Annotated in this window: 20 protein-coding genes and 2 riboswitches; of the genes, 7 read left to right on the top strand and 13 right to left on the bottom strand. The window is 73.1% G+C overall.

Annotation, left to right across the window (positions count from 1 at the left end):
* Positions 1-97: 97 nt before the first annotated feature.
* Positions 98-1,939 (bottom strand): ABC transporter family substrate-binding protein, encoded by a 1,842-nt coding sequence (locus BFL37_RS05330; RefSeq protein ID WP_086514122.1) that lies wholly within the window; start codon positions 1,937-1,939, stop codon positions 98-100.
* Positions 1,940-2,228: 289 nt separating this feature from the next.
* On the opposite strand from BFL37_RS05330, the gene BFL37_RS05325 reads away from it, so the two are divergent.
* From BFL37_RS05325 to BFL37_RS05315, 3 genes are all read left to right on the top strand, one after another.
* Positions 2,229-3,044, top strand: coding sequence for a CPBP family intramembrane glutamic endopeptidase (locus tag BFL37_RS05325; RefSeq protein ID WP_086514121.1), 816 nt, complete (start codon positions 2,229-2,231; stop codon positions 3,042-3,044).
* A 108-nt stretch (positions 3,045-3,152) separates the two neighbouring features.
* A complete protein-coding gene (locus BFL37_RS05320) occupies positions 3,153-3,560 on the top strand; it encodes a DUF485 domain-containing protein (RefSeq protein WP_086514120.1) in 408 nt (135 codons plus the stop codon).
* 20 nt (positions 3,561-3,580) lie between these two features.
* On the top strand, positions 3,581-5,179 hold the full coding sequence (locus tag BFL37_RS05315) for a solute symporter family protein (protein ID WP_172403747.1): 1,599 nt from the start codon (positions 3,581-3,583) through the stop codon (positions 5,177-5,179).
* A gap of 44 nt (positions 5,180-5,223) precedes the next feature.
* Here BFL37_RS05315 and BFL37_RS05310 read toward each other — a convergent pair whose 3' ends face one another.
* From BFL37_RS05310 to BFL37_RS05265, 10 genes are all read right to left on the bottom strand, one after another.
* Positions 5,224-6,096, bottom strand: a complete 873-nt coding sequence (locus BFL37_RS05310) for a MurR/RpiR family transcriptional regulator (protein ID WP_086514118.1) — start codon at positions 6,094-6,096, stop codon at positions 5,224-5,226.
* Positions 6,083-6,889, bottom strand: coding sequence for a phosphonate ABC transporter, permease protein PhnE (gene phnE, locus BFL37_RS05305; RefSeq protein WP_086514117.1), 807 nt, complete (start codon positions 6,887-6,889; stop codon positions 6,083-6,085). The genes BFL37_RS05310 and phnE (BFL37_RS05305) overlap by 14 nt, the downstream gene beginning before the upstream one ends.
* Entirely contained in the window at positions 6,886-7,680 is a 795-nt protein-coding gene (gene phnE, locus BFL37_RS05300; protein ID WP_086514116.1) for a phosphonate ABC transporter, permease protein PhnE, read from the bottom strand. Before phnE (BFL37_RS05300) ends, phnE (BFL37_RS05305) begins: the two co-directional genes overlap by 4 nt.
* Positions 7,677-8,498: a phosphonate ABC transporter ATP-binding protein gene (gene phnC / locus BFL37_RS05295; protein WP_086514115.1), complete on the bottom strand. Its 822-nt coding sequence runs from the start codon at positions 8,496-8,498 to the stop codon at positions 7,677-7,679. Before phnC ends, phnE (BFL37_RS05300) begins: the two co-directional genes overlap by 4 nt.
* A gap of 3 nt (positions 8,499-8,501) precedes the next feature.
* Positions 8,502-9,479 carry a phosphate/phosphite/phosphonate ABC transporter substrate-binding protein gene (gene phnD / locus BFL37_RS05290; RefSeq protein ID WP_086514114.1) on the bottom strand — a complete coding sequence of 326 codons (978 nt, stop codon included), beginning with the start codon at positions 9,477-9,479 and terminating at the stop codon, positions 8,502-8,504.
* Entirely contained in the window at positions 9,476-10,222 is a 747-nt protein-coding gene (locus tag BFL37_RS05285) for an HAD family hydrolase (RefSeq protein ID WP_086514113.1), read from the bottom strand. The genes phnD and BFL37_RS05285 overlap by 4 nt, the downstream gene beginning before the upstream one ends.
* A 249-nt stretch (positions 10,223-10,471) precedes the next feature.
* A complete protein-coding gene (gene gcvP / locus BFL37_RS05280) occupies positions 10,472-13,447 on the bottom strand; it encodes an aminomethyl-transferring glycine dehydrogenase (RefSeq protein ID WP_086514112.1) in 2,976 nt (991 codons plus the stop codon).
* Positions 13,444-13,815: a glycine cleavage system protein GcvH gene (gene gcvH, locus BFL37_RS05275; RefSeq protein WP_086514111.1), complete on the bottom strand. Its 372-nt coding sequence runs from the start codon at positions 13,813-13,815 to the stop codon at positions 13,444-13,446. The genes gcvP and gcvH overlap by 4 nt, the downstream gene beginning before the upstream one ends.
* A complete protein-coding gene (gene gcvT / locus BFL37_RS05270; RefSeq protein ID WP_086514110.1) occupies positions 13,812-15,029 on the bottom strand; it encodes a glycine cleavage system aminomethyltransferase GcvT in 1,218 nt (405 codons plus the stop codon). The genes gcvH and gcvT overlap by 4 nt, the downstream gene beginning before the upstream one ends.
* 43 nt (positions 15,030-15,072) lie before the next feature.
* Positions 15,073-15,166, bottom strand: a riboswitch (glycine riboswitch).
* Between the two features lies 1 nt (position 15,167).
* A riboswitch (glycine riboswitch) is annotated at positions 15,168-15,254 on the bottom strand.
* 140 nt (positions 15,255-15,394) lie between these two features.
* On the bottom strand, positions 15,395-15,850 hold the full coding sequence (locus BFL37_RS05265; RefSeq protein ID WP_086514109.1) for an SseB family protein: 456 nt from the start codon (positions 15,848-15,850) through the stop codon (positions 15,395-15,397).
* A gap of 126 nt (positions 15,851-15,976) precedes the next feature.
* Between BFL37_RS05265 and BFL37_RS05260 the strand changes: the two genes are divergently transcribed.
* The gene (locus BFL37_RS05260; RefSeq protein ID WP_086514108.1) at positions 15,977-16,348 is read left to right on the top strand and encodes a BlaI/MecI/CopY family transcriptional regulator; all 372 of its coding nucleotides are present in this window, start codon (positions 15,977-15,979) and stop codon (positions 16,346-16,348) included.
* Positions 16,349-16,366: 18 nt separating this feature from the next.
* On the opposite strand, the gene BFL37_RS05255 is transcribed toward BFL37_RS05260, so the two are convergent.
* A complete protein-coding gene (locus tag BFL37_RS05255) occupies positions 16,367-17,137 on the bottom strand; it encodes a copper resistance CopC family protein (RefSeq protein WP_086514107.1) in 771 nt (256 codons plus the stop codon).
* A gap of 89 nt (positions 17,138-17,226) precedes the next feature.
* On the opposite strand from BFL37_RS05255, the gene BFL37_RS05250 reads away from it, so the two are divergent.
* On the top strand, positions 17,227-17,634 hold the full coding sequence (locus BFL37_RS05250; RefSeq protein WP_086514106.1) for a hypothetical protein: 408 nt from the start codon (positions 17,227-17,229) through the stop codon (positions 17,632-17,634).
* Positions 17,635-17,734: 100 nt separating this feature from the next.
* Positions 17,735-18,130, top strand: coding sequence for a ChaB family protein (locus tag BFL37_RS05245; RefSeq protein ID WP_086514105.1), 396 nt, complete (start codon positions 17,735-17,737; stop codon positions 18,128-18,130).
* 11 nt (positions 18,131-18,141) lie between these two features.
* Here BFL37_RS05245 and BFL37_RS05240 read toward each other — a convergent pair whose 3' ends face one another.
* Entirely contained in the window at positions 18,142-18,696 is a 555-nt protein-coding gene (locus BFL37_RS05240) for a GNAT family N-acetyltransferase (protein WP_086514104.1), read from the bottom strand.
* A gap of 46 nt (positions 18,697-18,742) precedes the next feature.
* Here BFL37_RS05240 and BFL37_RS14555 point away from each other — a divergent pair.
* Positions 18,743-19,236: zinc-ribbon domain-containing protein (locus tag BFL37_RS14555; protein ID WP_241533875.1), on the top strand; the 494-nt coding region annotated here is incomplete at its 3' end.

Below are 19,236 nucleotides of genomic sequence, written 5' to 3'. Positions count from 1 at the left end.
CACGAATCGGCAACGGACATGGAGAGGGTGCCGAGGCCAGGTGGCCTCGGCACCCTCGCACCCTCCCGTTCAGGGGACGGCGCTCACTGCTTCCGTGCTACTCGGCGGCGCTGTCCGCCGGGGCCCACTCCCAGAAGTTCCAGAAGTAGGTCGGCGACAGGAACGCCGGCTTGACGCCCGTGACGGTGTCGCTCCAGGCGGTGAGGCCCGGGAACTGGAAGATCGGCGTCGTCCAGCCCTGCTGCTGGATGATGGTCTCGGCCTGGATGACCAGCTCGCGCTGCTTGTCCTCGTCCGTCTCCGTGTCCAGCTGCTTGAACAGCGAGTCGACCTCGGGGTTCGACCAGCCGTAGTAGTTGTTGATGCCACCGGTCTGGTAGTTCGGGCCGGACTCGCCGACACCCAGGCTCACCGACTGCCATCCGAAGAGGGCGATGTCGTAGGAGTCGGGCTTGCTGGAGAGGTCGGCACCCCACGTCGCGCTGTTCACGTCGATGAGGTTGAAGCCCGCCTGCTGAGCCGACTGGCGCATGAGCTCGAACTCCTGCTGGCGGCGCGTGTTGCCCTGGCCGTAGATGACTCGGGCGTCGATCGTGCCCGTGACGCCGGCCTGCGCGAGGAGCGCCTTGGCGCCCTCGATGTCGACCGCCTGGTCCTTGTAGCCGTTCGCCTCGACCGACGCCTCGTAGTTCTCCGTGCCGGGCACGTAGACGTTCGAGTTGCGGAGCTCGGCGTCCTCCTGGAGGGGCTTGATCAGCTTGTCGAGGATCTCCTCGCGCGGAAGCGTCTTGAAGAACGCCTGGCGGACGAGCTTGGCCTTGTCGGCGTCGCCGCCGTACTGCGCGGGGTCGAACGGGCCGCCGTTGGTGACCTGCAGGTCGACGTGCTCGTACGTGCCCTCGGCCTGGCCCTTGTACTCGATGCCGCTGAGTCCCTGGACCTGCTGGAGGAGGTCGGCCGTGGGCTGGCCGGACGCGATCTGGACCTCGCCGTTGGAGAGGGCCTGGATCTGCGCCTGCGGGTCCGAGATGAAGCGGACCGTGATCTTCTCGTACTTCGGCTTGCGGTCGCCGGTGTACTCGGGGTTCGCCGTCAGGGTGATGTACTGGTCGGCCTTGAGGTCGGTGATCGTGTACGCGCCGTCGCTCAGGGTCTTCTGCGGCTCCGTCGGCATGTCCGAGTAGCGGTAGCCGTCGTTCCAGACCTTGGAGACCGGGGCGAGGACGCTGGCGTCCTTGTCCTGGATCGCCGTGATGAGCTTCTCCTTCGCGTCCTCGGGCGAGAGGTCCTCGTCGGGGAACGCGAGCTGCGTGGTGCCGTGGGCGGAGACGCCGACGCCGTTGCCGGTCGCGATCTCCCAGTCCACGTACGGCTGGTCGTACGTGTAGGTGAGGCTGCGGCCGTCGTCGCCGATCTCGGGGGTCTGGGTGACCAGTCCGAGGCGGGTGTCCGGCACGGCGCCCGAGTTGAAGAAGACCTGGTCGTCGCCGGTGGAGACCGTGCCGTCCTCGTTCGTGGTGACCTGGTCGCCGGCGGCCGTGTTCACGTTCGTCGTGTTCGCGGCCCAGTTCAGGAGCATGTCCGCGGCGTCGACGGGGGTGCCGTCGCTCCACTTGACGCCCTCGTTGATCGTGAACTTCACGACGAGCGGGTCGTCGGAGACCTTCTCGTACGTGCCGAAGTCGGTGTCCTTCTGCAGCGACGGGACGTCGTCGTAGTAGTTGAACGACCGGTTCGTCAGGTAGACGATGTTCGTGTTGGCGGTGGCGTTGCCCGTCGCCGAAGCGTTGTTGTACTCGAGGAACGGGTCGTTCCAGGCCACGGTGATCTCAGTGCCGGCGATGACCTCGGACTCCTGGGCGGGCGCAGAGCAACCGCTGAGGACGAGGGCACCGGAGACGATGACGGCACCAGCCGCTGCAAGGCGTCTGATTTTCAAGGTTCCTCCTGTGCATGGGAATGGCGCGGACCCACCGTGCGTGCGGTCGACCGCGCAGATAAGAATGACCCTAGGTACGGCTGGGAGTCTTTGCAAAAACTGGGCCCAAACGTTACATACCGGTAACTCGGACGCGCGGATCCGCGCGTCGCGGTCCGGATCCGTGCGTCTCGACGGCGGGGATCGCGCGTTACCACCGCCCTCGGCGACGGATCGCGTCGTCAGGGGCCTCACCGGCCACGTCCGGCGTCCGGGCGGCCGCTCGGCACCGCGCGCCTAGGATCGGCCCGTGCCCGACGCTCCCGCCATCCCCCGCGCTCCCCGACCGCCGCTGCGGCGGGCCCTCCGGACGCGGCTGCGGTGGGAGATCGCGATCGTGCTCGGGCTGTCGCTCGGGGCGAGCGCCGTCTACTCGGTGCTCCGGATCGTCGACCTGTCCACGCGCCCGGAGGCGCTCGGATCGCAGAGCGCCACCATCAACCGGAGCCTGAACGACCGGCAGGCGTTCGACCTGCTGTACCAGCTGCTCGACGTCGCGACCGCGCTCGTGCCGGTCGCGCTCGTCCTCTTCCTGCTCTGGCAGCCGGGGCGCAGCGCGTTCCGGCGGATCGGCCTCGACCTCGCTCGTCCGGGGCGCGACGTGGCGGCCGGGTTCGGGCTCGCGGCGCTCATCGGCGTCCCCGGGCTCGGCCTCTACTTCGCCGGACGCGCGCTCGGGATCACCGTCGACGTGGTGCCGACCGCGCTCGACTCGTACTGGTGGACCGTGCCGGTGCTCGTGCTCGTGGCCCTGCGCGCAGCGCTCCAGGAGGAGGTGATCGTGGTCGGGTACCTCTTCACCCGCCTGCGCGAGCTCGGCTGGGGGCACGGGCGGATCGGGATGTGGAGCGTCATCCTGGTGGCGGCCGTGCTGCGCGGGAGCTACCACCTCTACCAGGGCTACGGGCCGTTCCTCGGCAACGTCGTGATGGGGGTCGTGTTCGGCTGGTGCTACGTGCGCTTCGGCCGGACGGCGCCGCTCGTGGTGGCGCACCTGATCCTCGACGTCGTGAGCTTCGTGGGCTACCCGGTGGCGCTCGCGCTGCTGCCGGGGCTGTTCGGCTGACAGGTGCTCGCGCGCGGACCGGGGGCGTGGCCCTGGCGCATCACCCCCACCTGTGCCTAACCTGGGAACGCCGCACGACGAGGTGCGGCCGTATCTCGAGGAGATCACATGGGCGACGCCGCTCATCCGTCCGGGGACCCCCGGCCGGCCATCGACTACCTGGAGGTCGAGGACTCGGCCCGGTTCACGGAGCTGAAGCGCGCGCACCGCAGCTTCGTCTTCCCCCTCGCCGTGGCCTTCCTCGTCTGGTACTTCGCGTTCGTGCTGCTGTCCGACTACGCGCACGAGTTCATGTCGACCCCCGTCATCGGGAACGTGAACCTCGGGATCCTGCTCGGGCTCGGGCAGTTCGTCACGACGTTCGCGATCACCACCTGGTACGTGAGCCGCGCGAACTCGCGCTTCGACCCCATCGCCGCGGAGATCCGCGCCGACCTGGAGGAGCGCGAGCGCGTCGCACTGGAGGGGCCGCGCGGATCCACGCCGCCGAAGCGCCGGAAGGGCGGCCGGCGGTGATCGCCGCGACCGGCGCCGTGATGGCGACGACGCCCACGACCGACACGGGCGATCCCGTCCTCAACATCTCGATCTTCGGGGCGTTCGTGGTGATCACGCTCGTGATCGTCTTCCGCGCGAGCCGCAATAACTCGACCGCGGCCGACTACTACGCGGCCGGCCGCTCCTTCACCGGGCCCCAGAACGGCACCGCGATCGCGGGCGACTACCTCTCGGCGGCGTCCTTCCTCGGGATCGTCGGCGCCATCGCCATCAACGGGTACGACGGGTTCCTCTACTCGATCGGATTCCTCGTCGCGTGGCTCGTGGCGCTGCTGCTCGTGGCCGAGCTCATGCGCAACACGGGCAAGTTCACGATGGCCGACGTGCTGAGCTTCCGGCTGAAGCAGCGGCCCGTCCGGCTGGCCGCCGCGACCACCACGCTCGCGGTCTGCTTCTTCTACCTGCTCGCGCAGATGGCCGGCGCGGGCGGGCTCGTCTCGCTCCTGCTCGGGATCGACGACCGGCTCGGGCAGTCGCTCGTGATCGCGGTGGTCGGCGCGCTGATGATCGTCTACGTGCTCGTCGGCGGGATGAAGGGCACGACCTGGGTGCAGATCATCAAGGCGTGCCTGCTCATCGCGGGCGCCGCGGTCATGACCGTGTGGGTGCTGGCGATCCACGGCTTCAACGTGTCCGAGCTCCTGGGCGCGGCCGCCGCGGTGGCCGACAAGCCGGTCCTCGAGCCCGGCAACCAGTACGGCGCCACGGGGATCACGAAGCTCGACTTCCTGTCGCTCGCGCTCGCGCTGGTGCTCGGCACGGCGGGCCTCCCCCACGTGCTCATGCGCTTCTACACGGTGCCGACCGCGAAGGAGGCGCGCCGCAGCGTCGTCTGGGCGATCTGGCTCATCGGCGTCTTCTACCTCTTCACCCTGGTGCTCGGGTACGGCGCGGGAGCGCTGCTCGGGAGCGAGCGGATCCTCGCGGCCCCCGGCGGCGTGAACTCCGCGGCGCCCCTGCTGGCGCTCGAGCTCGGCGGGCCGATCCTGCTCGGGATCATCGCGGCCGTGGCGTTCGCGACGATCCTGGCGGTGGTCGCCGGGCTCACCATCACGGCGGCGGCGTCCTTCGCGCACGACGTGTACGGCAGCGTCATCAAGAAGGGGCAGGTCTCGGCGAACGGCGAGGTGCGCGTCGCGCGGATCACGGTCGTCGTCATCGGGATCGTCTCGATCATCGCGGGCATCGGCGCCAACGGGCAGAACGTGGCGTTCCTCGTGGCGCTCGCGTTCGCGGTGGCGGCGAGCGCGAACCTGCCGACGATCCTCTACTCCCTCTACTGGCGGCGCTTCTCCACGCGGGGCGCGGTGCTCAGCATGTACGGCGGGCTCGGGACGGCGCTCGTGCTGATCGCGTTCTCCCCCGTGGTGTCGGGCGCGGAGACGTCGATGATCCCGGGGGTCGACTTCTCGTGGTTCCCGCTGAGCAACCCGGGGATCGTGTCGATCCCCGTCGGGTTCCTGCTCGGCTGGATCGGGACCGTGACGTCGACGCGCAAGGAGGATCCGCTCATCGCGGCCGAGATGGACGTCCGGTCGCTCACCGGGCACGGCGCGGAGAAGGCGACCGAGCACTAGGCGCGAGCAGCGCGGGCGCCTCCGTGGGAGGCGCCCGCGCTCCGTCAGTCGCTGAGGGCGTCGCTGAGGATGGTGAGGACGCCCGCGCGGGTGTCCACCGCCGTCGCGCCGAGCCGGTCGGCGACGATCTCCACCAGCGACTCCAGCACGATCACGTGCGGGACGCGCGAGGTGTGCTCCACCTCGTGGCGGAAGCCCGCCTTCGCGGGAGCCACGACCAGGGCGACGTCGGCGAGCGCGCCGATGGGCGAGGTCGCGAACGAGGTGACGACGACGATCGCCGCGCCGGAGGCCCGGGCGGAGCGCGCGGCGCGGAGGCTCAGCTCGTTGGCGCCGCTGCCGCTGATGACGAGGACCACGTCGTCGGCGCCCAGCCGGCTGACGGCGATCTGCTGCCCGATGGGATCGGCGACGTGCTCCGCGGGGCGGCCGACGGCGGTGAGGCGCATGGAGAGGTCGAGGGCGAGCGGCGAGGACAGGCCGCTCGCGACGATGACCAGGCGGCGGGCGCCGACGACGCGGGTGACGGCGTCCTCCACCTCCGCTTCCGTGAGGACGCTCGCGACCCGGGGCAGGGCGGCGGCGAGCGCGTCGAGGTCGGAGCGGATCCGGCCGAGCGCGCTGGAGCCATGCCCGCGGTCGCCCGCGGCGGCGGACGTGCGGGCCGAGCTGCGCGCGAGCTCGCGGGTGAGCGCGACGCGCAGCTGCGGGTAGCCGCGGTAGCCGAGGCTCTGGCAGGAGCGGACGACGGTGGACCGGGCGACGCCCGCCCGGTCGGCGAGCTCCTGCGCGGTGATCTCCACCACGCCCTCCGTGTCGTCGAGGATCAGCTGCACGACCCGGCGCTCGCTCGGCTGCAGGGCGTTGACCACCGTCGCGATGCGGGTGGTGGGCCCGACGTCGTCACTCCACTGCACGGACCCTGGCCCCCTCGGTGATCCGGCGGCGGATGGCACCGGAGATCGCGTCGATCGACATGGTGACGGCGACGACCACGATGAGGAGCACGCCGACGGTGGGCCACTCCCGGTACTGAGTGTAGGAGGTGAGCATGTCGCCGATCCCGCCGACGCCGATGAGCCCGAGCACCGCCGAGGCGCGCACGTTGATCTCGAAGCGGTACAGCCAGAAGGAGAGGAACTCGCCGCTCGCCTGCGGCCAGACGCCCCAGCGGATCAGCGACCAGGCGCCGCCGCCGGCTGCGCGCACGGCCTCGAGCGGCCCGCCGTCGACGCCCTCCACGGACTCGTACCCCCACTTGCCGAGCGTGCCGACGCTCGACACGGCGAGCGCGAGCGCGCCCGTGAGCGGCGTGAGTCCGGTGACGGACAGGATGACGATCGCCGTGATGATCTCCGGCACCGCCCGGATGGCGGAGAACAGGATCCGCAGCGGCCAGCGCACGGCAGCGGGCGCGAACCCGCGGGCGGCGACGAACGCGAGCGGCACCGACACCACGATGCCGAGGACGGTGCCGACCCAGGCCATGAGCACGGAGACCCACGTCTGCGCGAGCGCCTCGGGCAGCTTCGACCAGTCGGGGCTGGCGAACATGAGCCAGAGGTAGCGGACGACCTCGGCCGGCAGGTCGCCGAGGCGGTCCCACGCGATGTCGGCCGACCAGCAGGCGACCGCCACGACGACGGTGATGCCCGCGGCGGCGATGACGCGTCCGGGACGGCGGGGGCGGGCGGGCACGGCGAGGCTCATGCGATCCTCTTCCTGATCTCGTTCGAGACGAGGTCGATCACGATGACGATCACGAGGATCTCGAGCACGATCAGCGCGAGCTGGTCGTAGCGGTAGAAGGTGCGCACGGCGTCGATGAGGAGGCCGATGCCGCCCGCGCCGACGAGGCCGAGGACGGTGGACGCGCGCACGTTGAGCTCGAGCACGTAGAGCGTCTGGCCGACGAATCCGGGGAGCACGTCCGGGAGGGCCACGGCGCGGTCGACCTGCATCCGCGTGCCGCCCGCCGCGCGACCGGCCTCGAGCGGACCCGCGTCGTTCGACTCGATGGCCTCCGACACGAGCTTGACGATGATGCCGACGTTGAAGAGGACCAGCGCGATGATGCCGGGCAGCGCGCCCACGCCCACCATCGCGACGAGCACCGAGGCGTAGAGCAGCTCGGGCACCGCGCGGACGACGTTGAGGATCGCGCGGAGGATCCCACGGCTCACCGGATGCGGGTTCGTGAGCCGCGCCGCCCGGAGGCTGAGCGGCAGCGCGACCGCGGCGCCCGCGACCGTGGCGACGACGGCCATGGCGAGCGTCTCGAGCATGGGCGCGACCGTGCGCGGGAAGAACGCCCAGTCGGGCTGGACCAGGCGCACGAGCTTGTCGGCGCCGTTCCGCCAGTTGCGCGCGATGGCGTCGAACCCGAACGCGACGCCCAGCTGCGGGCTCATCGCGACCGCGGTGATCGCGAGCACCACCGCGAGCGCGAGCCACGGCTTCCACCGGCCCGCCGGCCTGGGCGGCAGCTCCCGGACGCTCATCCGAGGGTGTCCTCGGGCCGGATCGACCGGCCGTAGATGGCCTCGAACACGTCGTCGCCCGCGGTCGCCGCCGGGCCGTCGTAGACGACCTCGCCGGCCCGGAGGCCGATCATGCGGTCGCCGTACTCGCGCGCGAGGTCGAGGAGGTGGAGGTTCGTGAGCACAGTGATCCCGAGCTCGCGGTTGATGCGACGGAGGTCGCCCATCACGCCGTGCGCGGTCGGCGGGTCGAGGCTCGCGACGGGCTCGTCGGCGAGGACGAGGCGCGGCCGCTGCGCGAGCGCCCGCGCGATGGCGACGCGCTGCTGCTGCCCGCCCGAGAGGGTGGACGCCCGGTCCCAGACCTTGGGCAGGATCCCGACGCTCTCCAGCGCCTGGAACGCGATCTCCCGGTCGGCCGCGCTGTGCAGGCCGAGGAAGGTCCGCCAGCCGGGCGTGTGCGCGAGCCGGCCGACGAGCACGTTGTGCAGCACGCTCGCGCGCTTCGCCAGGTTGAAGCCCTGGAAGATCATGCCGACGTCGCCGCGGAGGGCGCGGAGCGGGCGGCCGGCGAGCCCGTCGACGCGCGTGCCGCCGACCTCCACCTCGCCGGAGGTGACGGGGACGAGTCCGTTGATCGTGCGGATGAGGCTCGACTTGCCGGATCCGGACAGGCCGACGATGGAGACCATCTCGCCGCCGGCGATGTCGAGCGAGACGTCCTTCAGCGCGACGACGCCGTTGGGGTAGCGGACCGTGACGCCGGCGAGGCGCACGGCCCACGGCGCGGAGGCCGGCGCGAGCGCGCCGGCCTCCGCCAGGGAGCGGGTGTCGGGCACGGGCTACTGCAGACCGAGCGACTCGGCGGCGCGGGCGACGACGTCGAGCGACGACGGGTCGGCGGGCGCGAGCTTCGTGATCGAGTACACGGCGGTGAGGGCCGCGGATCCCTCGGGCGTGGCCGAGTAGTCCGCGAGCGCCGTCGTGATCTTCTCCTGGAGCGCAGGCGACAGCGAGCCGGAGACGGCGACGCCGTCGTTCGGGATCTCGTCGGTCATGGCGAAGACGACGACCTTCTGGCCGACGTCCGGCTTGTCCTTGGCGACGATGGTGCGGGCGTCCCAGAAGCTGAAGCCGACCTCGGCGTCGCCGTTGTAGACCGCGAGCACCGAGGCGTCGTTGGCGGTGACGGGGATCTGCTGGATGTCGGAGTCGATGTCGAGCCCCGCGTCCTTGAGGGCGAGCATCGGGTAGATGTAGCCGGCGGGAGAGCCCGGGCCGAGGACCGCGACCTTCGCGCCCTGCACCTTCGTGATGGAGTCGAGGCCCTGCGGGCCCGCGAGCGCGTCGGCGCCGTTGCAGAAGAGCATGCCGTCGCGCTCGACCGGGGTGTCGTCGCAGTACTTGTCGGGGTCGTTCGTCATGAACTGCGCGGGATAGGTGATGTTGCCGTTGCGCTCGGTCTGCAGCACGACCTTCGCGCCGTACATGTCGCTCGCCTGCCAGAGCTGGAGCGACGGGAGGAAGCCGATCTGCGCCTGGTCGGCGCCCATCGCCTCGACGGCCGCCTGGTAGTCCTTCGACACCACGCCGGTGACGGGGATGCCGAGCGCCTTCGTGAGCATGTCGGTGAGCGGGGCCGCCGTCTCGACGAGGCCGTCCTGGTCCTGCGACGGGACCAGCGCGAGCGTGAGGGAGGTGGGATCCGCGGCGGCCGCGGGCGTGCCGGACGCGTCGGACCCGGCACCGGCGGAGCAGCCGGTGAGCGCAAGGGCGGTCACGGCCCCGAGGACGAGGAGCGGGAGGGCGGGCTTCTTCATGCGTGCATCTGCTTTCCGTGGGGAGCGGCGAGGGAGGAGGTGGTGGTCGAGGGGGCGCCGTCGAGCCAGGCGCGGATGTCCGCGTAGAGGCCCGCGACGGTGGCGGCGCGGAAGGTGGGCCGGTCGTCCGCCGACGCGCCCGGTCCCACGAGCGCGGTGCTGAAGCCGCGGGCGTGCGCGGGCTCCAGGTCGTTGACCCAGAGGTCGCCGACGCTGAGGAGGCGGGCGGCGGGCGGACCCGCGGCGGGACCGGGATCCGCGCGGTCGAGGACCTCGCCCATCCCGGCGGGCTTGCCCGCGCCCGTGACGACCTCGTCGAAGGCGCCGGCGATGCCGAGCGCGGCGAGCGCCTCCGGGATCCGGACGGCCGGCGAGTTCGTGACGAGCACGCGCGTCGCCTGCCCCGCGAGGCCGCGGAGGAAGCGGCCGAGGCCGGCGGGGCCGACGACGGGGGCGTGCGGGCCGCCCAGCTCGGCGCGGCTCGCCAGGAACGCCGCGGAGACGAGCCGCGCCGGCACGTCGTGCTGCACGGCGAGCGCCTGCACGAGCGCGTATCCGTCGACCGCCCCGTCGGGCCCGCCGACGTCGTCGAGGCCCGCGGCCACGGCGGCGGCGAAGCGCGTGCGCGCGTCGTCGCCGGGGAGCGTCTCGGCCACGTGGTGCGCGTAGCGGAGCACCGGGCCGTCCCCGAGGGAGACGGTGCCGTCGAAGTCGAACACGAGCGTCCGGCCGGGGGTGGTCACGGGTGGCGCTCCTCTCCGCGTCCGGTCCGGTCCGGGGATCCCGCTCGGGATCCTGTGGACGCAGCGTCCACCATAGGTACGCGCTGTCGACGCTTCGACCCCAGGCGATGGACGGCGGGTGAACGCGAGCGGGCGGGCAGGGGCGGGACGCCGCGAGGGCGGCGGGACCGGGTGGTCCCGCCGCCCTCGGCGGTGGTGCGGTGGCGCGGTGGCCCGGTGGCGCGGTGCGTCGCGCTCAGGCTCCGCGGATCAGGCGAACGCCTCCGGCGGCGGGCAGGCGCAGAACAGGTTGCGGTCGCCGTAGGCCTGGTCGATGCGGCGCACGGGCGGCCAGTACTTGTCGCGCACGAGGGTCGACACCGGGTAGACGGCGCGCTCGCGCGTGTACGCGTGGTTCCACTCCCCCGCGATGACCGACTCGGCCGTGTGCGGCGCGTTCCGAAGCGGGTTGTCGTCCGCGGGCCACTCGCCCGCGGCGACGGAGTCGGCCTCCTGCTTGATGCCGATCATGGCCGCGATGAAGCGCTCGACCTCGGTGAGGTCCTCGCTCTCGGTGGGCTCGACCATGAGCGTGCCCGGGACCGGGAAGCTCATGGTGGGCGCGTGGAAGCCGTAGTCGACGAGGCGCTTGGCGACGTCGTCCACCGTGATCCCGGTCGCGGCCGTCAGCGGGCGCAGGTCGAGGATGCACTCGTGCGCGACGAGGCCGTCCTCCCCCGCGTAGAGCACCGGGTAGTGGTCGCGGAGGCGCGCGGCGATGTAGTTCGCCGAGAGCACCGCGGCGCCGGTCGCCTGCTTGAGCCCCTCGGCGCCCATCATGCGGACGTAGGCCCAGCTGATCGGGAGGATGCTCGGGGATCCGTAGGGCGCGGCCGACACGGGGGCGCCGCCGTGCTCGATGGTCGAGACGACGCCGTCCTGCACGAGGGCGTGCACGTTGCGCTGCGCCTGCGGGTGGCCGGGCAGGAAGGGCGCGAGGTGCGCCTTCGCCGCGACCGGGCCGACGCCGGGTCCGCCGCCGCCGTGCGGGATGCAGAACGTCTTGTGCAGGTTGAGGTGCGAGACGTCGCCGCCGAAGTCGCCGAACCGGGCGAAGCCGAGCAGCGCGTTGAGGTTCGCGCCGTCGACGTAGACCTGGCCGCCGGCCTGGTGCACGGCCTCGCAGATCGCGCCGACCTCGTGCTCGTAGACGCCGTGGGTGGAGGGGTACGTGATCATGAGGCCCGCGAGCTCGTCGCGGTGCGTCGCGATCTTCGCGCGCAGGTCGTCGAGGTCGACGTTGCCGAGCTCGTCGCACGCCACGACCACGACGCGCATCCCGGCGAGCACGGCGCTCGCCGCGTTCGTGCCGTGCGCGCTCTGCGGGATGAGGCAGACCGTGCGCGCGTCGTCGCCGTTCGCGAGGTGGTAGCCGCGGATGGCGAGGAGGCCCGCGAGCTCGCCCTGGCTGCCGGCGTTCGGCTGGAGGCTCACGGTGTCGTAGCCCGTGACGTCGGCGAGCCAGGTCTCCAGCTGGAGGACCAGCTCCAGGTAGCCCTCGACGTCGTCGGCCGGCGCGAAGGGGTGGATGGCCTGGAACTCGGGCCAGGTGACGGCCTCCATCTCGGTGGCCGCGTTGAGCTTCATGGTGCACGAGCCGAGCGGGATCATGCCGCGGTCGAGCGCGTAGTCCTTGTCGGAGAGGCGCTTGAGGTAGCGCATCATGCCGGTCTCGGAGCGGTGCGTGGAGAAGACGGCGTGCGTGAGGTACTCGCTCGTGCGGATCGAGCCGTGAGGGATGGACGACAGGTCGCGCGTCGCGCCCTCGTCCTCCGCGAGCTCGGCGCCGAAGGCGCGCGCGACGACCGCGAGGTCCTCGGGGCGCGTGGCCTCGTCGACGCTGAAGCCAAGGGTGTCGGCGTCCACACGGAGCAGGTTGACCCCGCCCTCCGCAGCGGACGCGAGGATCTCGTCGGCGCGGCCGGGCACGGAGACGCGCACGGTGTCGAAGTACGACGAGTGGATCGGCTCGATGCCGACCGTCGCGAGCGAGCGGACGAGGCGGCGAGCGCCCCGGTTGGCCTGACGCGCGATCACGCGGAGGCCCTTCGGCCCGTGGTACACCGCGTACATCGAGGCCATCACGGCGAGCAGCACCTGCGCCGTGCAGATGTTGCTGGTGGCCTTCTCGCGGCGGATGTGCTGCTCGCGCGTCTGCAGCGAGAGGCGGTAGGCGGGGTGGCCGGCCGCGTCCTGGCTGACGCCGACGAGGCGGCCGGGCATCTGGCGCTCGAGGCCGGCGCGCACCGCGAGGTAGCCGGCGTGCGGACCGCCGAAGCCCATGGGCACGCCGAAGCGCTGCGAGGTGCCGACCGCGATGTCCGCGCCGAGCTCGCCGGGCGACGTGATCACGGTGAGCGCGAGGAGGTCGGCCGCGACGACCGCGAGGCCGCCCGCCTCGTGCACGCGGGCGATGACCGCGCTCGGGTCGAAGACGCGGCCCGAGGCGCCGGGGTACTGGATGAAGGCGCCGAACGCGTCGGGCAGCTCCGCGGGATCCACCGTGGCGAGGTCGTGCGCGACCAGCTCGATGCCGAGCGCGGCGGCGCGGCTGTCGAGGAGCGCGCGCGTCTGCGGCAGGGCGTCGGCGTCGATGAGGAAGACGGGGGTCTTCGCCTTGGAGGCGCGGCGCGCGAGCAGCATGCCCTCGACGACGGCCGTGGCCTCGTCGAGCATGGACGCGTTCGCGGTCGCGAGCCCTGCGAGCTCCGCGACCATCGTCTGGAAGTTGATGAGCGCCTCGAGGCGGCCCTGCGAGATCTCCGGCTGGTAGGGCGTGTAGGCCGTGTACCAGCTCGGGTTCTCGAGCACGTTGCGGGTGATCACGGCGGGCGTGATCGTGTCGTGGTAGCCGAGGCCGATCATCGAGGTGCGCACGCGGTTGCGGCCCGCGATGCGGCGGAGCTCGGCGAGGGCGTCGCGCTCGGTGGCGGCCTCGGGCAGCACGGAGTCGCCCTCGGTGCGGAAGCGGTCGACCTGGATCGTCTCGGGCACGGCCTTCGCCAGCAGCGACGGGATGGAGTCGTGGCCGAGGACGCCGAGCATGGTGGCGCGGGCCTCGGAGTCGATGCCGATGTGGCGGGCGCCGAACGCGCCGGGGGCGAAGGCCGAGGACTCCTCCGCGACGTCGGGCACCGCGGCGGGGGCGGGTGTGGCCGGGCGCGTGCCGGCGTCGACGGCGGTCACTCGCCCACCAGCGCGAGGTACTCGTCGTGGCTGAGGAGCGTGGGCAGGGCCTCGAAGCGGACCCTCACGAGCCAGCCGGCGCCGAACGGGTCGCTGTTGACGAGGTCGGGCGACGCCACGACGTCGTCGTTGACCTCGGTGACGGTGCCGTCGATGGGCGCGAACAGCTCGCCGACCGACTTGGTCGACTCGATCTCGCCGACGACCTCGCCGCCCGAGAGCTCGTCGCCCACGGCGGGCAGCTCGACGAAGACAACGTCGCCGAGCTTGTCGGCGGCGTAGGCGGTGATGCCGACGGTCGCGACGTCTCCGTCGACCTGCACCCACTCGTGCTCGGCGGTGTACTGGAGGCTGGTCTGGTCGGTCATGAGGAGGCCTTTCGCGAGTAGAAGGGGAGGGTCACGACGGTGGCGGGCACGCGCGTGCCGCGGACGTCGACGGTGAGGCGCGTGCCGGGGGCGGCGAGCGAGGGATCCACGTACGCCATGGCGACGGGGTGGCCGAGCGTGGGCGACAGGGCTCCGCTCGTGACGATACCGACGGGCGGCACGGCGCCCTCGGTCGCGTCCATCACGGCCTCGAGGGCCTCGGCGGAGTCGCCCGCGGCCTCCTCGGCGTAGACGGGGTAGTCGGCGCGGGGCGCGCGGCGGCCCTCGGTGACGAGGCCGACGAGCACGCGGGAGACGGGATCCGGCCCCGCCTCGATCGCCGAGCGCCCGCGGAAGTCGCCCTCCTTGGCGAGCGCGACCACCTTGCCGAGGCCGGCCTGCACCGGGAGCGTGTGGAGGCCGAGCTCGTGGCCGTAGAGCGGCATGCCCGCCTCGAGGCGGAGCGTGTCGCGGCAGGCGAGGCCCGTGGGCAGGAGGCCGAGCGGCGTGCCGGCCGCGACGAGCGCCTCCCACAGGGCGACGGCGTCCTCGGCGGCGACGTAGAGCTCGTAGCCGTCCTCGCCCGTGTAGCCGGTGCGGGCGACGAGCACGTCCTGCCCGGCGAAGCGCGCGGCGGTGGCGCGGTAGTAGCGGAGCGCCTCGGGCGGCGTCTCGGTCTCGAGGCCCGCGGTGGCCTCGAGGATCGCGCGGGACACCGGGCCCTGGACGGCGATGAGCGCGACGTCGTCGCTCGCGTCGTCGACCGACACGTCGTCGAGGCCCGCGGCGGCCTCGGCGAGGACGGCGAGGACGGGATCGTGGTTGCCCGCGTTGGCGACGACCAGGAAGGCCTCCTCGCCGGTGCGGTAGACGATGAGGTCGTCGACGATGCCGCCCGAGGGATCCAGCAGCAGCGTGTACTTCGCCTGCCACTCGGCGATGGCGGACAGCTTCCCCGCGAGGACGGAGTCGAGGAACGCGCCGGCGCCCTCGCCCTCCACGGCGATCTCGGCCATGTGCGAGATGTCGAAGATGCCCGCGGCCTCGCGCACGGCGCGGTGCTCGGCGAGGTCGCTCGTGTAGCGCACCGGCATGAGCCACCCGGCGAAGTCGGTGAAGGAGGCGCCGGCCGCCTCGTGCACGGCGTGCAGCGGGGATCGGCGGGGCGGGGCCGAGGCGGCGGTGGCGGCGGTGGCGTCGGGTGCGTCGGGCATGGAGTCCTCCGGTCTTCTCCGACGCGGACGCCGGATGCGGGACTCCCCCTCTGTCATGGGCCTGAGAGCTTCGCGCCGTCCGAGGACGGTGCTTTCACCGTGGGCGAGCCGTGCGGGACGGCTGCTTTTCAGAGTGGCCAGTGCATCGCGGTACGTGGACCTGAGAGATTGGCGGGGAGGCTTGCTCCTTCGGTGCCCCCGGAGGAGCTCTCCCGCGATGCGTGCGCGGCCGTGTTACGCGTCCCAGCATATCGAGCGGGACGTTTCCACCGTGTGACGATTCCCGGCCGACTCCGGCGCCGGACGCGACGACGCCGCCGCATCCGGGATGCGGCGGCGTCGGGTGGTCGGGTCGACCGGCGGTGTCAGATCGCGTCGGGCGAGGGCGCGGCGGGCGCCTGGGGCGCGCCGTCCTCGTCGGTGTCGATGACGCGGCGCACGTCGTCGGCGAGCTGCGCGACGCCCTCGGGCATCATCTCGAAGCCGTCGGTGGTGCCGACGTTGATGACGAGGCCGGTGCCCTCGGGGATCGCCTGCACGAGCTCGGCGGCGGGGATCGTGGCGACGTGGTCGGCGACGCTCGTCACCTTCTCGTCGATGCGGTCCTCGTGCGTGAACGCGGCGAGCATGGGCACGCCCTCGCGGTCGAAGAGCACGGGCTGCAGCTGGTCGGTCTCGGGAGTGAGGGGCGTGGCGGTGGGCACCACGACCGTCGTGTTGATGAACTCCGTGAGGACGGCGGTCATGTCGGACTCGCCCGCCTGGCCGCGCGCGATGGCCTGCTCGAGGGGGGTGGGCTCTCGGTCCTGTGAATCGGTCATGCGTCCATCGTGCCCGATCCGGCGGTGCGGCGGCTGACCGCGTCGGGCTCGGGCGTCGGCCGGGGCCCGTCCGGTCGGCGTAGGATCGTCACCTCCATCCGCCCACCGTCCCGAGGGGAGACGCCCGTGTCGATCGGACGCCAGCGCCCCCGCGGCGAGCTCGAGGCCGCCATCATGGACGCGCTGTGGGACGCCGACGACCCGCTGACGGCCAAGGACGTGGTCGCCCGCATCCCGGATCCGCGGCCCGCGCTCACGACCGTGCTCACGGTGCTGGAGCGGCTCGGCCAGAAGGGCCTCGTCACCCGCTCGGACGAGGCGCGCGCGCTCACGTTCGCCCCCGCCCGGTCGCGCACCGACCACGCGGCATCGCTCATGTCGGGTGCGCTCGCGGCCACGAAGGACCGCGAGGCCGCGCTGCTGCGCTTCGCCGGCACGCTCGACGGCGACGACCTCACGGCGCTGCGTCGCGCGCTCGGCGGGGGCGACCGGGCCTAGCCCGATCCGCCCGCTCGGCTAGCGCGGGTCGTCGGCTCCGTCCGTCGGCCCGCCGACGCTGCGGCCGTCCTCGCCCGGGAAGCGGCGCGACGAGCGGCGCACGACGCCGAGCACCACGAGCACGGCGGCCGCGAGGATCACGAAGCCGATGAGCACGAACACCCACACGGGCGTGCTCTCGGCCGTCTCCGCGAGCGGCACGGACTCGCCGGACTGCGCGTCCGAGGTGGGCGCGGGGGCGGCGGACTCCGCGCCCTGCGTGGTCATGGTGCCCTCGGGCTCGGGCGTCGCGGTCGCCGCGCTGCCCGCCCAGGCGTCGCCGCAGGCCGGCGCCTCGAGGATCGCCGGGGTACCGGTCGTGTCGCCCGTCGGGGCGTAGGTGAAGGAGTAGGTGCCGTCGATGGGGTGGCTGTCGCTCGAGACCGCGCGCCAGGTCACCTGGTAGGTGCCGGCCGTGCCGAGCGCGATGCGGCTCGTGGCGGTGGATCCGTCGACCGTGACGCAGCCGTCCTGGTGGAAGGAGCCGTCGGTGGCGTTGACCACCTGGATCGCGAAGCCGGAGGCCTGCGCGTCGAGGGAGAGGAGGTCCTCGCTGAAGTCGAGCGCGACGGTGCCGGGCTCGTCCGTGACGGTGGCGTCGGCGGCGGGCGTGGATCCCACGAGCCGGTCGTGCGCGGACGCGGCGCCCGCCGGGATGAGCGCCCCTCCGAGCACGAGCGCGGCGGCTCCCGCGGCGAGCGCGGCACGACGGAGGAGGGACGGGGTGCGGGGGTGGAGCGGAGACGCCATGGGTCCATCATCCCCCGCGCGGAGGGGCAGGGCGATGGCGGACGGCCGCGGGGCGCCCGGCGGCGCGGCGCCCGCTAGGGTCGCTAGGGATGGCCGACACCCGGGAGAGCAGCCGCCGGCCCGGCCGGGGGATCCTCATCGCGCTCGCGGTCGTCGTCCCCGTCCTCGTGCTCCTGGCCCTCGTCCGGCTGGCCGGGCTGGCCGTGTTCGCGACCGAGGGGGACGTCCCGGCGGCCTCCTCGATCCCGTTCCCGGAGGGCAGCGCCGTAGTCGACGAGAGCGTCGACTGCGCGTCGGGGGGATGCTGGACGCTCCTGTCCGTGCGCCCGCCCGAGGGGATGACGCCCGACGAGCTCGCGGCCGAGCTGGGGGCCACGCCGCAGGCGCGCCTCCCCGGGACGCTCTGGGATCCCCGCACGATCTCGCTCACGGCGGAGGTGCAGGGGCCGCTCCTGGTCGTGCAGGCGGACCTCTGGTCGCAGGAGTACGTGCCCTGACCGCCGGACCCGCGCCCGGGTCGCCGAGGTCGGCGGGGAGGGGCAGGGTGGAGGGACGGCGGGCGCGCGAGGCCGCCCGCACCGAGCACGAGGAGGATCCGTGGCCCCCGAGGACGACATGCCCAGCACCATCCGACGCTCCCCCGAGCACGCGCAGGCGACCTGGTCGGCGGCGCACGCGGCGGCCGAGGAGCAGTACGGATCCGGCGAGCGCGCCGAGCGCACGGCCTACGCCGCGCTCAAGCACGGCTTCGAGAAGGTCGGCGACCACTGGGAGCCGAAGGACGGGAAGGGCCCGTCGGACGCGGGCGCCGAGGAGCGCGGCGCGGGCACGGCCGGCGGCGTCGACGCGAACGCGTCGAAGGCGCACCTGGTCGAGATCGCGCGCCGCCTCGACGTGCCGGGTCGCAGCCGCATGACGAAGGACGAGCTGGTGGAGGGGATCCGGAAGGCGAACGACCGCGCGACCCGGAGGGCGCGCGAACGGGACAGCTGACGCCGCCGCGCCTACGGGAGGTCGATCCGGAACAGCTCGAGCTCCTTGTCGTAGTAGCCGCGCGTGCGGCCGAGGGGACGCATGCCGATCCGACGGCACACCGCCTGCGACGGCGCGTTCGCCGGGTTCGTGACCGCGAGCACGCGCGTCAGCCCGCCCTCGGCCGCGTGGACGAGCACCCGCCGCGCCGCCTCCGTCGCGACGCCGCGGCCCCAGGCGTCCGGGTGGAGGTGCCAGCCGATCTCGGTCTCGCCCTCCTCCGGGACGTCGCGCGGGGCCGGGTCGTCGCCGGCCAGGGGCGCGGCCGACTCGGGCAGGCCCTTGAGCAGGAGGGTGCCGAGGAGGGCGCCGCCGTCGCGGTCGGTGATCGCCCAGATCCCGCGCACCGGGTGGTCGAGGGCGGCGTAGCGGGCGGCGCGGTCGACGGCCTGCGCGGTATCCGCCTGCACCGCGCCCGAGCCGATCCACCGCATCACCTCCGGCCGCGCGTGCAGGTCGAGCAGGAAGGGCGCGTCCGCCTCCGTGAAGCGGCGGAGGTGGAGCCGGTCGGTCGCGAGGTCGGGCATCGCCCCAGGCTAGGGGGACGTCGGTGGTCGCCCCTAGCGTGACGGCATGCCCGAGCCGGTGGATGCGTGGTGGGCGCGGCGCCGATGGTCGCGCGGCCTCGACGTGCCGTACCCGGTGGGCACCTACCGGGAGGCGTGGGCGTCGTTCCCCGTGCTCATCCGGCAGTACCACCCCGAGTTCAACCGCGGCATCACGCTCACGCAGGTGCCGCCCGCGGCCGACGTGCTCCTCACCTGGCAGTGCGACGTCGGGCATGTCTTCGTCGCCACGCCCGAGGAGCAGCGGAGGCGGCCGGGTCGCGAGCGCCGCCGCTCGTCGTGGTGCCCGGACTGCGCGGAGGCCGCCGCGCCGCGCACGCCCGTGCTGCCGATGGCGGACCAGGTGCGCTGGCCGGGGGCGTCGCCGCTCGTGGCGGGGCCGGTGGCGGGCGGATCGGCGCCCGATCCGGCGGGCGGATCGGCGTCCTCGACCGCCGGGCCCGCGACAGCACGTCCGCGGCGGGGTGCGCGCGACGGCCGGCGCGCGGCGAGCGGATATTC

The organism is Clavibacter michiganensis, assembly GCF_002151125.1.
Taxonomy (GTDB): Bacteria; Actinomycetota; Actinomycetes; order Actinomycetales; family Microbacteriaceae; genus Clavibacter; species Clavibacter michiganensis_C.
Note: the sequence above shows the minus strand (reverse complement) of the source record. Positions and strands in the feature narration are given on the sequence as shown.

What these genes read in the sequence shown, in the direction of transcription:
- gcvH (WP_086514111.1), bottom strand. Translation starts at nt 13,815, where the DNA reads ATGACCGACCAGACCAGCCTCCAGTACACCGCCGAGCACGAGTGGGTG.
- BFL37_RS05255 (WP_086514107.1), bottom strand. Translation starts at nt 17,137, where the DNA reads ATGGCGTCTCCGCTCCACCCCCGCACCCCGTCCCTCCTCCGTCGTGCC.
- phnE (WP_086514117.1), bottom strand. Translation starts at nt 6,889, where the DNA reads ATGAGCCTCGCCGTGCCCGCCCGCCCCCGCCGTCCCGGACGCGTCATC.
- phnD (WP_086514114.1), bottom strand. Translation starts at nt 9,479, where the DNA reads ATGAAGAAGCCCGCCCTCCCGCTCCTCGTCCTCGGGGCCGTGACCGCC.
- BFL37_RS05315 (WP_172403747.1), top strand. Translation starts at nt 3,581, where the DNA reads ATGGCGACGACGCCCACGACCGACACGGGCGATCCCGTCCTCAACATC.
- BFL37_RS05240 (WP_086514104.1), bottom strand. Translation starts at nt 18,696, where the DNA reads ATGCCCGACCTCGCGACCGACCGGCTCCACCTCCGCCGCTTCACGGAG.
- BFL37_RS05320 (WP_086514120.1), top strand. Translation starts at nt 3,153, where the DNA reads ATGGGCGACGCCGCTCATCCGTCCGGGGACCCCCGGCCGGCCATCGAC.
- BFL37_RS05265 (WP_086514109.1), bottom strand. Translation starts at nt 15,850, where the DNA reads ATGACCGATTCACAGGACCGAGAGCCCACCCCCCTCGAGCAGGCCATC.
- BFL37_RS05250 (WP_086514106.1), top strand. Translation starts at nt 17,227, where the DNA reads ATGGCCGACACCCGGGAGAGCAGCCGCCGGCCCGGCCGGGGGATCCTC.
- phnE (WP_086514116.1), bottom strand. Translation starts at nt 7,680, where the DNA reads ATGAGCGTCCGGGAGCTGCCGCCCAGGCCGGCGGGCCGGTGGAAGCCG.
- gcvT (WP_086514110.1), bottom strand. Translation starts at nt 15,029, where the DNA reads ATGCCCGACGCACCCGACGCCACCGCCGCCACCGCCGCCTCGGCCCCG.